The organism is Psychrobacter sp. ANT_H3 (assembly GCF_027919975.1).
Taxonomy (GTDB): Bacteria; Pseudomonadota; Gammaproteobacteria; order Pseudomonadales; family Moraxellaceae; genus Psychrobacter; species Psychrobacter maritimus.
This window is the reverse complement of the sequence record NZ_JAQISM010000009.1, coordinates 1-13,350: the sequence shown is the minus strand read 5'-3', so window position 1 is coordinate 13,350 and position 13,350 is coordinate 1. Positions and strand designations below refer to the sequence as shown.

The following is a 13,350-nucleotide window of genomic DNA, read 5'->3' as shown; positions in this document are numbered from 1 at the left end:
GTCAGCCTCAGCATCTTTTATGATAAAAACAATTAACGTAATAAATAGAGCATTAGGCTAAACGTAATAACTCATTGACTGAGGTTTTAGCACGGGTTTGCGCATCGACTTTTTTCACGATAATGGCAGCATATAAGCTGTGAGTGCCGTCTTCTGATGGCAAGCTACCGGGTACAACGACTGAGCCTGCTGGTACACGGCCGCGATGAATCTCGCCCGTTTCGCGGTCATAAATGCGCGTTGATTGCCCGATAAACACGCCCATAGAAATTACTGAGCCTTCTTCTACAATCACGCCTTCAACGATTTCAGAGCGCGCACCGATGAAGCAATTGTCTTCAATAATCGTTGGATTGGCTTGTAGAGGTTCTAAGACACCGCCGATACCAACGCCGCCTGATAAATGCACATTTTTACCGATTTGGGCACACGAACCAACCGTAGCCCACGTATCGATCATCGCCCCTTGGTCGACATAAGCGCCAATATTAACGTACGATGGCATCAAGACGGCACCCGCTGCGATGTATGAGCCTTTACGAGCAACCGCTGGTGGTACCACGCGTACGCCGGCTTCTTTAAACTGCGCTTCTGTCCAGTTGGCAAACTTCGTTGGCACCTTATCATAAAACTGCACGTGTTCGCCCGCAGCTTGGACATAGTTATCATTTAAACGAAATGATAATAAAACCGCTTTTTTAGCCCACTGATTGACCTCCCATTCGCCAGCTTTTTTCTCTGCCACACGCAAGCTACCGTTGTCTAGTTGCTCAAGCACTTCATTGATGGCATCGCGTACGTCTTTTGGCATGGTTGCTGGGCTATATTCGTTACGATTTTCAAAGGCTTGTTCAATGGTTTGTTGCAATGACATAAATATTCCTAAAATTGATGGAAGGTAAATAAAAACGAATAAAAAGAGCGGTGCTAATAAAGTGAATAAAAGCGTTTTAACTAAAAAACGGGCTTGCTGTATTGTCGCTAATTTGGCGACTTTTAGCAAATAACTTAAGCGCCAGTAGCAGTGCTGTTATTCATGACTAATGCTGCTATTAATTAGGAGTATGGCTCGTTATCCATTCTAAGATGTCTTGATAAACCAATGCTTTATTCTGCTCATGAAGTGGCTCATGGCGCATGTGCGGATAAAGCTGAAGCTTGACATCACTAAAGTTCTGTTTTTCTAAACGGCTGGCAATTTTGCGGATGCCTTTACCCATATCGCCAATAGGATCGTTCTCACCACTGACCAATAACATAGGAAAGCCTTTGGCAATTGTTGTCGCCCAGTTTTTATTGAGACCAGCGTCCATTAAGGTGAACAAGGTCAAAAAGCCATTATTGGTAAAGTCAAAACCCGTCAATGGATCGGCTTCGTACGCTTCGATAGCCGCAGGATCTTCATTTAGCCACGCAAATTTCGAAGTAGAAATACGATTATCAAGCTTACTATTGAGCACTTTATTCATCACGTTGGCAAAGACGGTATTTGGCTTTCTAGGAGCGGCTTTTGCTAAGATTTTATTAATCGGCAACAGTACCTTGGTTAATGGATTGGCATCAGCCGTGCCCATTAGGATTGCACCAGTAAAGTTCTGTGCATGATGCTTGAGGACGTTACGCACAATAAACGAGCCCATCGAGTGACCCATGACAAAATGCGGTACGTTAGGATGGCGCGCCTTTAGGCTGTCTGCCATGATAATAACGTCTTTTAATAACGACTGTACCGGATGCTCTTCAGCAAAAAAACCCAAATCATCGGTTGATTTAACGGTCTGCCCATGACCAAGCTGATCATAAGTGGCAACCGCAATGCCATTATCCGCTAAAAACTGCGCAAACTCTGCATAGCGGCCACTGTGCTCCGCCATCCCATGCACAATCAGCAAGGTAGCAGTAATCGCCGTGCTAGCATCGCTTGGCTCAAAAAAAGTATGGTTTAAATAATGAGTGTTATCAGAAGAAGTAATTTGTTCAGTGTGACTCATAAAAATCCAGTCCTTGAATGGTGAAGGGTTAACATACAGACAGTATATATAGGTATAAAGGTTTTATTATAAAAATAAATAATGGGGACGAACACTCTAATCGCCAAGCGTTACAAGGTCAAATTGTTTGCTCGTTTGAGGTTATCGTACAATAGTCTGGGTATAAATGCTTTTGTTTTATGTTTTGATGGTTAATAAAGGTCGAGTGGAGTAGGGCAAAATCTATTTGCGTGCATTGCATATATTTAAGAATGTAGCTGAGGTTATAAGCTCTGCAGAACTAAGAGAAAAGGATATTGGATTAACGATTTTATGCGTTAGATATTTATAAAATGGAAAAACAGCCATAAAAAAACCCCCATCAAAGTGATGAGGGTCTTGGCAAATGCCATAATCGAATCAAAGATGACTCAAAAAATTTACTACTAAAATATGGCTCTCCAACCTGGGCTCGAACCAGGGACACACGGATTAACAGTCCGTTGCTCTACCAACTGAGCTATTGGAGAATAAGCGGTAAGTGTTTAATGGCTTACTGCGAGCTTAGAAAGTCTCTAACGAGTTCTTGCTAAGTGGGGCGTATTCTAGCAAAGATAAAAAATACGTCAAGCTTTTTTTGCTTATTTAGCAAATATTGTCCTTTTACTTGCTAGATAAGCCCTTTTACAAGGGTTTTAGCTAAAAATTGGCAATTGAGATATCGATAAAAGTTATATGCCTATAAATAAACTAACAAGCCAATACTGTGCTGAATCATTACCTTTTCATAAATAGTATCCTCTAATAGGCATTTATTTGCGATTTATCAGAGGCTACTGTATAACGGACATTCAAAATAGATAGGTCTCTGATAACGGTAAGGAATATTATGTCGCAATACAATACCAGCTCCACTGCCAAAAGCGCCCCTTTAAACCATGAATTGTATATGTCGGTACTGATGACGCCCGATATGGCAAACTTTATAGGCAATGTACATGGTGGTGATTTACTCAAAATGCTTGATCAAGTCGCTTATGCTTGCGCCAGTCGCTATAGTGGTAGTTACGTTGTGACGCTATCGGTCGATCAAGTGATGTTTCGTGAGCCTATTTACGTCGGTGAGCTGGTTACCTTTGCGGCAAGTGTCAACTATGTCGGTAGAACCTCCATGGAAGTGGGTATTCGTGTAGAAGCAGAAGACGTGCGCGCCCGCACGATTCGCCATACCAATAGCTGCTATTTTACCATGGTGGCGATTGATGACAATGGTAAGCCAACGCCAGTCCCTGCGCTTGAGATTAAAAATGAGATGCAGCAATGTCGTTTTGATGCCGGCTTAGCCCGTAAAAACTTGCGTATGGAAGTCTCGCATCGTCCTAGCTGCGATATTAATAAAATGATTAGCGACAATTCAGATAGTAAGAGCTAAACTCTAATCACATGACGGATAAATCATATCATCGAAAATGTATGATAGGCGAGCTTTCTCAGCATCGCCATATCCAGTAGGGTTCTCGTAAAATGGGACACTCCCAAATCTTTAAAGCTATTAAGACCATCAATACTTAAACAAAGTCTCACGAAAACCTTACTGACCAAGGCTAGGTTTTTGGTTAAATTTAATGGTAAACAAGGCAGGCAAATAAACAGTTAAAACCGTGCATACTTATGGTTCGACTGTGTTATTTGACTGCTTTAACCCATTAAATAGACCATTGACAGAGACTCACATGAGTTCAAAACCTGCAAAGCCATCAGAATCCCAATCTATAGAGCAATCAATACCGCAAGCTGGTCGTGCGCGGGGCGTTGATAGCGTGCCCCTTGATACTACAAGCACTTCCTCCTATTCTGCAACCAATGCTGATAAAAAAGAGGATGACAAAAAATCTTCCTCATTACTCACTGTGTTAATTGCGGTTGGGGCAAATCTGATTATTGCGATTGCTAAAACGGTTGCCGCATTTATGACCGGTTCTGCTTCTATGATAGCGGAGTCGGCGCATTCGTGGGCAGATGCAGGCAATGGCACGTTGCTGATTGTGGCCGAGAAAAAAGCGGTTAAGCCTGCCGATAGGAGTCATCCATTAGGTTACGGTAAAGAGGCGTATGTGTGGTCGATGATTGCTGCCTTTGGCGTCTTTATGGCAGGTTCTATTGTGTCCATTTATACCGGTATTACCGAATGGAACGCGCCCGAGACCGAAACCAACTATACCATCGGCTTTATTATCTTAGCAGTGGCTTTTGTGCTTGAAGGTTTCTCGCTAACGCAAGCGTATTTGCAAAGTAAAAAGCATGGCAAGGCTATCAATGTTAGCGCCCTTGGTTATGTTGTTGATACCTCAAACCCAACTTTGCGCGGTGTCTTCTTTGAAGATTTAGCCGCGGTTATTGGCTTGGTGGTCGCGGCAGCGGCGATGGGTATGCATGCTTATACGGGACAGCCGTTTTGGGATGCGCTTGGTTCGATTGTGGTTGGTATCTTATTGGGTATGGTCGCCATCTTTTTGATCAATCGTAATCGCGATTTTTTGGTTGGCTATAAAGTCTCAGAAACAATGCATGACTACATATTAACTGAGCTATTAAATCATCCTGATATCGATAGTGTCTCTTATTTACACTTAGAATGGGTTGGACCCAAAAAAATATTTATGGTCGCCGCAGTAGACATCGCCGGTAACCAAAAAGAGCAACAAATCGCACAAAAATTTGAAGATATTGAAAATCAGTTCCGTGCCAAGCCGTTATTTCAAGAAGCTATCATAACGTTGTCAGTGCCTAATGCTGAGATTTTACACTTACCAAATAGCTGATACTGTTTAAAGCGTTCATTTGCTCACTGAACATTAATAATTGAAAACTGATATCCATAATATTTAAAAAATATAATACCGAAAACGATAATAATGAGAGCCTAATATGAAACGTTCTAATAACGCTACGATAAAAAAATCACGCCAGCGTACTACCATTATAAATCCGTTACTTAGCTTGGTTGTGGTAACGCTGATGTCAGCTCCTATCGCAAATGCCAATGCAGAATTGATTATCCATAGCGAGCCCAATACAGTTAATAAGGACGTCAATAAGATTGCCAATCAGCATAATAATAAACAAGCACCGACCGATGTATCTATCATTAAGCTGATGCAAGTGATGCATATTGACGAGCAAATCCAATCTATCGTCAACGGCCAACAGGCGGCTATCGATGCCATCAATATGCAAACGCAAAATCAGGTTCAAAAAGGCAGCCAGCAGATAAATGATAAGTCGTTAAACAAGCGTCAACGTCAGCTACAAGAGCAAATCCAAAGTGTTTTAGGTCAATATGCGAAAATTATGAGTAATTGAATAGGCGATGCGACAGACGCGCAAACCTTGACCCAAGCTTATATCAGCGCAGCGAAGACTTACTATACGCAAGCAGAAGTTGATGCCCAAATTAAATTTTACGACACTGAAATGGGTCAAAGTATCCTTGCCAAGCAACCACAAATTACCGCTGCCTTTTTACAGCAATCATTGCCTGAAGATACCAGTGCAACCGAAGCACAACTAGGCGAGCTGTTGCCGCAAATGAAGCAGATTATTAAAGGTATTTTTTAAACCTGTTATTTTCAAATCTGAGTTAAACGTACCGCTTTTATATCAAATGACTGTATAAAACTGGCACACATAAAAAAGGTCACTCTCAAAGTGACCTTTCTATTTCTATAACTTATTATAATATTTCATTTTTCTATAAAATGCTTATTTCTTTGGCGCATTGGCACCGATAAACCAAGCATCTTTATCGACAATACGGCTAACTTCAGTCAATAAGTCGGCGGTATCTTCATCGCCCGCATCGCTCGCAACATCAATCCCTTCGCGCAATGAAGCGGCAATGGTTTTATAGCGGTTGGTAAGCTCGCGCACATGCTCATCCACTGCTGTAATATCAGTCGGGTAAGTCTCTAAAATAGAGTCCTCAACGACACGCTTAGAGATACCATTGGCTTTACCACCAAGGATAACAATGCGTTCAGCAACCGTATCATAAGCTTCTGTTAAGCGCTCATAAGTATCATCTAATAGCTGATGCACCCCGATAAAGCCAGTACCTTGCAAGTTCCAATGGCACTGTTTGCTATCCATACTTAGGTCAATCAAATTTGCCAAATTGGCATTTAATAAATCGACCATTTTTTTAGCTGTTTTGTCATCGATACCACTTGCGTAACGTTCTCTCATGTTTTTCTCCATTGTATTATTTTACTGAATTTATATCGTTAGTAGATAAGCCGTTAATGAATAAATTGTTATTAATAGATCTCTTGCATAAGTCATTGCTAGCCCTTGATACTCTGTTAGCGGAGGTCAATAAAACGGTACTTTTGCAAGAGGTCTAATATTTTTCTAAATGGCTATTCATTAAATGCTGACTAGCCAATTCAATATTTACTAATCGTGTTGCTGCTTATATGTTGCTACTTATTTAATTCACTACCGATGATAGCAGCTTAAATTCGCTATAGAACCCTTGCGCGTTAGGCTTTATTGAGTGGTCGTGTAATGAGTTTGTTAATCGTGAAAAGCTTTGTAAATTTAACCGTCGCTCTGTGCGTTTTTTATAAATAAAGCATACTTATAGTGCAGGCAGTATTCTAGAAATACTCAGCTTAATGCTTCTGTCTTGGATGTTATTTGCTTATTTATACTGGGCTGACTTGACCTTTTACTTTGGCTTTTAGATAGCATTGCCGTTAGAGGATAAACCCAGATATTATCCTTTAAAAACTGTAGTTTAGACCCCATATTGTTATAAACCTAAGCTCTTATAAGCTTTTATAACTATTATAACCTTTTATAAAAATCAGGAAGAAAACCATTATGCGAATGCCTGAACCGCGCTCGTCGCGTCAGTTAAACCAATTGGCCACTCAGCTCCAAGGCGAAGCTGAAATTAGTGGTGTCAATGCGTCTGGGACGCAAATATCGAGCCGCGCCTTTGAGATGGTCACCGAATTTGAGCCAGCAGGCGATCAGCCGCAAGCGATTGAAAAGTTAGTCAAGGGTATTAATTCTGGCATGGATGAGCAGCTATTACTCGGTGTGACGGGTTCTGGTAAGACGTATACCATGGCAAAGGTCATCTCGGAATGCCAACGTCCAACGATTATTATGGCGCACAATAAAACCCTTGCCGCGCAGCTTTATGGTGAGTTTAAAGCGTTCTTTCCGAACAATGCGGTCGAGTATTTTGTCAGCTATTATGACTATTATCAGCCAGAAGCCTATGTCGCCGCTAGTGATACCTTTATCGAAAAAGACAGCGCTATTAACGATCATATTGACCAAATGCGTCTGTCAGCCACGCGTGCTTTATTAGAGCGTCGTGATGCGATTATCGTCGCGTCGGTATCGTGCATCTATGGTTTGGGTGACCCAGAAAGTTATCTCAAAATGCTGCTGCATGTGGTGGTGGGCGATAAAATCGACCGTACTGCTACTATTAAGCGCTTGGTTGAAATGCAATATACGCGTAACGAGCTGGACTTTGGGCGTGGTACATATCGCTTGCGCGGTGAGCTGTTGGATATCTATCCTGCTGAGTCTGAGCAGCTGGCGGTACGTGTGCATTTGTTTGATGATGAAGTGGAGAAAATCACTTGGTTTGACCCTTTAACGGGCAAAACTGTGCGTAGCGTGCCGCGTATTACCATTTATCCAAAATCGCATTATGTGACCCCGCGTAATAAATTGGAAGCGGCCAGCCATACGATTCGCGCCGAGCTTGAGCCGCGTCTTGAGTATTTCCGTGAAAATAATAAGTTGGTTGAAGCGCAGCGTCTGAAAGAGCGTACCCAGTATGACCTTGAGATGATTCAGCAGCTTGGCTACTGTAACGGTATCGAAAACTACTCGCAGCATCTCTCTGGTCGTCCATCGGGGGAAGCGCCGCCGACGTTGTTTGATTATATTCCAGAAGATGCACTGTTGTTTCTCGATGAGTCGCATGTGACGGTATCGCAAATCGGTGCGATGTATAAAGGTGATAGGTCGCGTAAAGAAAACCTTGTCAATTACGGCTTTCGCCTGCCAAGTGCGATGAATAACCGCCCGATGAAGTTTGAAGAGTGGGAACGTATTAAGCCAAAGACTATTTATGTCAGTGCCACGCCGGCACAATATGAGCTTGAGCATAGCGAGCAGGTGGTTGAGCAAGTCGTGCGTCCAACGGGTTTGATTGACCCTGAGATTGAGATTCGTCCGGTATTGACCCAAGTTGATGATGTGCTATCAGAGATTACCAAACGCCGCGAAAAAGACGAGCGCGTATTGATTACCACTTTGACCAAGCGTATGTCAGAGGATTTGACCAGTTATCTAAAAGAGTACGATGTCAAAGTCGCGTATTTGCACTCGGATATTGATACGGTTGAGCGTATGCAGATTATTCATGAGCTGCGTACTGGCGTCCATGATGTGCTGGTTGGTATTAACCTCTTGCGTGAAGGGCTTGATATGCCAGAGGTGTCGTTAGTGGCGATATTTGACGCGGATAAGGAAGGCTTTTTGCGTTCTGAGCGTGCGCTGATTCAGACTATCGGTCGTGCGGCGCGTCATATTAATGGCAAGGCTATTCTCTACGCTGATCGCATCACACCCAGTATGGAGCGTGCGATTGAAGAAACCGACCGTCGCCGCGAAAAACAAGTCGCCTTTAACCTTGAGCATAACATTACGCCAAAAGGCGCGCGCCGTAGTATCACCGATAAAATTGATACGGGCGAAGATCAGAATGCCAATGACAATCAGGTGATTCCTATCAAGAGTAATCTGCCTGATGTTGATATCAGTATTTTACGTAGTCCTGATTTGCTCGCCAAAGAAATTAAGCGTTTAGAGAAGCAGATGCAGCAAATGTCACGGGATTTAAAATTTGAAGAAGCGGCAAAAACGCGTGATAAAGTTTTGGAATTAAAAGCGCATTTAATCTAATAGTTCAATTTCGACTGAGTGTAAACGTAGAGAAGGTGAGTTGCATAGGTTGCAGCTCACCTTTTTTTATATTTAATACTTAAACCAAGAAGGCTTTCACCTGTATATATTGATAACTAATAATTTGCCGTTAGATAACTTGTAATTATACCAAATGCCACTTAATATGATATTAAGCAGCTGCATGCGCTTTATTACTCACGGACGACTTAGGCGGACTATCTATCATGCATACAAGTACCCATAATAAAACCAATGAAATTAAAACCAATGAATTACTCAGATTAGACTTCAATGAAAACTCCTTAGGCATGTCAGACTCTGCCAAAGAAGCCATCCTCAATGCTTTAGGTGGTGCTGCTCGTTATCCCGATAAGCCGCGCGCTCAACTGCTGAGCAAAGTAGCCGAAATCAACGGCGTACCTGAAAAGCAGGTCTTATTGGGTAATGGTTCAATCGAGAGTATCAGGGCTGTCGTGCAAATGCTGTATGACAAAGCCTTAAAGACAGATAAAGGATTTCAGCTAGTCATCCCAGACCCAACCTTTGGCTGTGCAGAGTTGTATGCACACTCTCTAGGCGTGCCAGTGGTCAAAGTACCATTAACTCGCGATAACTATGATTTAGATTTTGACAACCTACAAAAAGCTACGGCTGAATTTGACGGTATGAGCCTGTTTTATCTGTGCAATCCTAACAATCCAACGGCCATCATTACCGCGACGGATACGCTCAAAGCTTGGATAAAAAATGCACCAAAAAACCACTATTTCTTATTGGATGAAGCCTACTTTGGGTATGTCACAGACCCAAGTTTTGAGAGTGGCGTTGAGTGGATAAAGCAAGGGCTATCAGATAATTTGATTGTCGTTCGTACCTTCTCAAAGCTATTTGGCCTTGCAGGTTTGCGCGTTGGCTACGCGATTGGACATCCGCAGATTATTGCAGAGATTGGGTCTTTAATGTCTACGGATAATATCAATGTATCAGGTGCGGTTGCTGCAATCGCAACGCTCGAAGATGAGGCGTTTTTGGCGCACAGTTTGCAAACCACTAACCAAGCAAGGCAAATGATGGAGACGGCACTCGATGAGCTAGGACTGCGTTATTTGCCCTCGCAGACCAATTTTATTTTTTATGAAGTAAAGGGTGATGTGCAAACATACATAGATAGAATGAAAGAGCATGGCATCGCGGTCGGTCGTGAGTTTCCTTCTATTCCAGGTTTCAACCGTATTACCCTTGGGACACCCGAAGAGATGACGGTCGTTATTGACACGTTGCAATTATTTCGGAAGCAAGGCTGGGTCTGAGTAAGCTAAATCGTATGTTTTAACTCACCAAAAAGGAAAGCGGCTTAGACGGCAGCTTTCCTTTTTTATTTTTCTAATTTTGTTTTTTTCTAATGAATTTTATATCCTGTCGCTAGAATGAGCAGCATTTTTTACCAACAGCAAACGCAGCTTTACATATCCGGTCTTAAAAAATAGCACTACCTCTTATAGTCTAAGTAAACAAAGCATGACCTATTAGCCAATTGGCTAAAAGACCAGTAACTAAAAGCCAATTAACTAATAACTAAAGACTGGTGAAAGTTAAAAACTAGGTCTGCTAATGGATACTTCATCATAATTATAATTTTGTAAATGCTAGGGATATAGAAATGTTCGATATAAAAGCGTTGTTAAAGCGCGAGGTAGAAAAAAAGCTTATTGATGTAGATGATTATATATTTATGCCTGAGCGCATAGAGATGGCACTCGAAGGTGGTAAATTAAATTGTGTGTTAAATAGTGATGGTCGCGTTGATATTTTTTATACTAAGCAAGGGGTGACGGAAGTCAGTTCAGCGGCGCGCAAGCACCCTTATACGCCGTTTGAAAAGGAGTTAAGTCACGGGATATACGATGACATTATTCGTGATTTGGTTAAAGCGGTGAATAAAGTCCTAGACGGAAAATCCAAATACTTTCATCATAGAGTATTGCCTATACAGACGCCGCAACTGCCAACGTCAACCATTATTAAAGAGGATAGCTCTTTTTAATTTAGCGGATTCTTAGTGGCTGTTTAACGGCTATTTAGAATTATGGCTTTATAAATGGTAAGTAAAATATATTCAGTTAGGCTTTTATAAAAAGGGCGCGTTATATGCATATAACACGCCCTTTTTATTGGGAATTTTCTTTATTAGGTGTTTTTTTAGTACACGCCATTACTATGAGCCATTATTATTTTAAATAGCAGATTGCTCTCGCCTATACTTTAACCAGCGCTTAGCGAGGCTGATTTTTTCATCGCCATAGAGGTGTCTTTACTGGCTAAAGCAGCCGTCTTAGTAATAGGGCGCGATTGACCACCTTCAACTAAATGATTGCTACTTGCTTGGGTTACCAGCCCTTTGGCATAACGACAGCGGTCATCACGCTTTTTTAACGTCTCGGTATAATACCATTCGCATTGCAAAGCCTGCTCATTGATGTCCAATAACATATAGCCATGGTCGGTTTGGTTATTGAATTTTTGATGTGGATTTTCTTCTACTCCTGCGCCACTTTCTGGAAAGGCTAAAGAGGTCAGGGCAGGGCAGACAAATTCGACCGCAATGGAGCCTTTGCCAGTCGCTGGATTGTAGCTATTGGCATCAAAAGGATTTTGACAGACATCAAACGCAAATGAGGCATGATAGTCACCGGTTAAGACCACCGTATTATCGATGGCATTTTCTTCGATAAAGTCTAATAAACGCGTCCGCGCGCTGGCATAGCCATTCCAAATATCGCCAGAATTGGTCGCAGATGAGCCTTTAAAGGGCGCTAAAATGACTTGCTGTCCAAGGATTTGCCACGTTGCTTGCCGGCGTTTGCCCTCCAGCATCTTTAAATATAGCCAGTTTTCTTGCTCAAGCCCTAGCAGTTGACGTTCAGGCTCATTACTGGCTGTCGCATCAAGCTTTTCACGGCCAAATATGCGCGTATCTAGCATATTTAAATCAAACAATTTGCCAAACTCGAAACGTCTATAGATGCGTAATTGGCTGTCTAATTCGTTACTACTGTCATCGCGAATGGGCATCCACTCATGATAGGCACGTACGGCGGACATTTTACGTTCTAAATAACTGCCTTTGCTATCGGTGTGGAAGCGGGCGCCACCTTTCCATGAGTTGTCGGCTATCTCATGGTCATCCCAGACGGCTATAAAGGGATGTTGGCGATGACATTCTTGTAAATCAATATCGGTACGGTAGCAAGCATAGCGGCGGCGATAATCGTCTAAACTAATGATTTCGTTTTTAGGAAACAGCGGGCGTTCTTCTTTTAATTCGTTATCGCGATAAAAGCCTTCGGGGTACTCATAGATATAATCGCCTAAATGTATAACGGCAGATATGTCGGCTTGCTTGGCGATATTGGCATAGCCGTTAAAGTAACCAAAACCATAGTTCGAGCAGGAAACCACTGCCAAGCGCACGCGATCAACTTCACTCGCTGGCAGGTCTGGGTGCGGTATGGTACGTGTACGACCGATAGGAGAAAGATAACCCAATGCTTCAAAGCCGTAGTAATAAGTGGTATTGGGTTTGAGATTCTTAGGGTCAACTTTTACGGTAAAATCAGATGCGGCGCTGGCTTTTGCTCGCCCTTGAGTAACGATGTTTTTAAGCGCTGGGTCTGTTGCAATCGTATAAGCAACAGGGATACTAGAGGCCTCGATACTGCCGTCGTTGGTAATCCGTGTCCACAGTATCACGCGATCATGTAGCGGGTCGCCACTGGCAATACCATGCACGAAAGGCGCTGCCCCTTGATAGCCTAAGTCGTCTAAATCATCAAGCTGATTTGGCGGCTTGATGTTATCGTCATCTGACGAACAAGCGCTCAGCTGCGTTAGTACCGTTCCGGCTACCGTTACCTGACCACCCAGTTTTATAAATGCACGTCTTTTCATGAGTCATCCTTGATATAGATTACAGATAAATTCCATTTATCCTTAATGATAGTAAATAATCTATATGAATAGGCTGGGTTAAGCAATCGCTAACCCAGCCTATTTCGTTAAAAAAACGCTCTCAGTCGGTAACTTTATCAGTTACTTATTTGACGATGCTGCCGTAGCAACTTTGCAGCGATTTTGCCACCACTCTAGCGACCAGCTGTGTGCGATAGCTGGCATCTATCGCAGCATTGCCGAGCTCGACGATAGTCACTTGCTGCGGTGCTTGCTCACTGACGCAGCCACAAACTCTCCCTTTTACTTCTTCCTCTTGGGCGTCAGTCATCGCCACACTCGCAATGCGCCATGCGTTTTGTTTTTCAATTTGGCTACGGCATTGATTATCAATGGCGGCTTTAAAGACATTCATACCAATCTCGTTTGCCGT

At 42.6% G+C, this 13,350-nt stretch carries 12 protein-coding genes and 1 tRNA gene; 7 read left to right on the top strand and 6 right to left on the bottom strand.

Translation table 11 applies throughout. The features are described from left to right. Positions 1–52: 52 nt before the first annotated feature. The 3 genes from dapD to PG901_RS06855 form a co-directional block, all read right to left on the bottom strand. Entirely contained in the window at positions 53–874 is an 822-nt protein-coding gene (gene dapD, locus PG901_RS06865; protein ID WP_271133994.1) for a 2,3,4,5-tetrahydropyridine-2,6-dicarboxylate N-succinyltransferase, read from the bottom strand. 178 nt (positions 875–1,052) lie between these two features. Further along, positions 1,053–1,991, bottom strand: coding sequence for an alpha/beta hydrolase (locus PG901_RS06860; protein ID WP_271133993.1), 939 nt, complete (start codon positions 1,989–1,991; stop codon positions 1,053–1,055). A 433-nt stretch (positions 1,992–2,424) separates the two neighbouring features. Further along, positions 2,425–2,500: transfer RNA gene (locus PG901_RS06855), tRNA-Asn, on the bottom strand. A 359-nt stretch (positions 2,501–2,859) separates the two neighbouring features. On the opposite strand from PG901_RS06855, the gene PG901_RS06850 reads away from it, so the two are divergent. The 4 genes from PG901_RS06850 (at position 2,860) to PG901_RS06835 (ending at position 5,588) form a co-directional block, all read left to right on the top strand. Then, positions 2,860–3,402: an acyl-CoA thioesterase gene (locus tag PG901_RS06850; RefSeq protein ID WP_271133992.1), complete on the top strand. Its 543-nt coding sequence runs from the start codon at positions 2,860–2,862 to the stop codon at positions 3,400–3,402. Between the two features lie 301 nt (positions 3,403–3,703). Then, positions 3,704–4,792 carry a cation diffusion facilitator family transporter gene (locus PG901_RS06845; RefSeq protein WP_271133991.1) on the top strand — a complete coding sequence of 363 codons (1,089 nt, stop codon included), beginning with the start codon at positions 3,704–3,706 and terminating at the stop codon, positions 4,790–4,792. A gap of 106 nt (positions 4,793–4,898) precedes the next feature. Further along, entirely contained in the window at positions 4,899–5,333 is a 435-nt protein-coding gene (locus PG901_RS06840) for a hypothetical protein (protein WP_271133990.1), read from the top strand. A 27-nt stretch (positions 5,334–5,360) separates the two neighbouring features. Further along, positions 5,361–5,588 (top strand): DUF2059 domain-containing protein, encoded by a 228-nt coding sequence (locus PG901_RS06835; RefSeq protein WP_271133989.1) that lies wholly within the window; start codon positions 5,361–5,363, stop codon positions 5,586–5,588. Positions 5,589–5,732: 144 nt separating this feature from the next. Here PG901_RS06835 and dps read toward each other — a convergent pair whose 3' ends face one another. After that, on the bottom strand, positions 5,733–6,215 hold the full coding sequence (gene dps, locus PG901_RS06830; RefSeq protein ID WP_193031191.1) for a DNA starvation/stationary phase protection protein Dps: 483 nt from the start codon (positions 6,213–6,215) through the stop codon (positions 5,733–5,735). 639 nt (positions 6,216–6,854) lie between these two features. Here dps and uvrB point away from each other — a divergent pair. The 3 genes from uvrB to PG901_RS06815 all read left to right on the top strand — a co-directional run bounded on the left by uvrB (position 6,855) and on the right by PG901_RS06815 (position 11,013). Further along, the gene (gene uvrB / locus PG901_RS06825) at positions 6,855–8,966 is read left to right on the top strand and encodes an excinuclease ABC subunit UvrB (protein WP_201562790.1); all 2,112 of its coding nucleotides are present in this window, start codon (positions 6,855–6,857) and stop codon (positions 8,964–8,966) included. A gap of 227 nt (positions 8,967–9,193) precedes the next feature. Next, positions 9,194–10,279, top strand: coding sequence for a pyridoxal phosphate-dependent aminotransferase (locus PG901_RS06820; protein WP_227670939.1), 1,086 nt, complete (start codon positions 9,194–9,196; stop codon positions 10,277–10,279). Between the two features lie 350 nt (positions 10,280–10,629). Beyond that, complete coding sequence (locus tag PG901_RS06815) at positions 10,630–11,013, top strand: hypothetical protein (protein ID WP_271133988.1); 384 nt, start codon at positions 10,630–10,632, stop codon at positions 11,011–11,013. A gap of 218 nt (positions 11,014–11,231) precedes the next feature. Here PG901_RS06815 and PG901_RS06810 read toward each other — a convergent pair whose 3' ends face one another. Continuing rightward, on the bottom strand, positions 11,232–12,917 hold the full coding sequence (locus tag PG901_RS06810) for an alkaline phosphatase D family protein (protein WP_271133987.1): 1,686 nt from the start codon (positions 12,915–12,917) through the stop codon (positions 11,232–11,234). Positions 12,918–13,062: 145 nt separating this feature from the next. Further along, on the bottom strand, positions 13,063–13,350 hold a 288-nt coding region (locus PG901_RS06805; RefSeq protein WP_271133986.1), incomplete at its 5' end, for a hypothetical protein.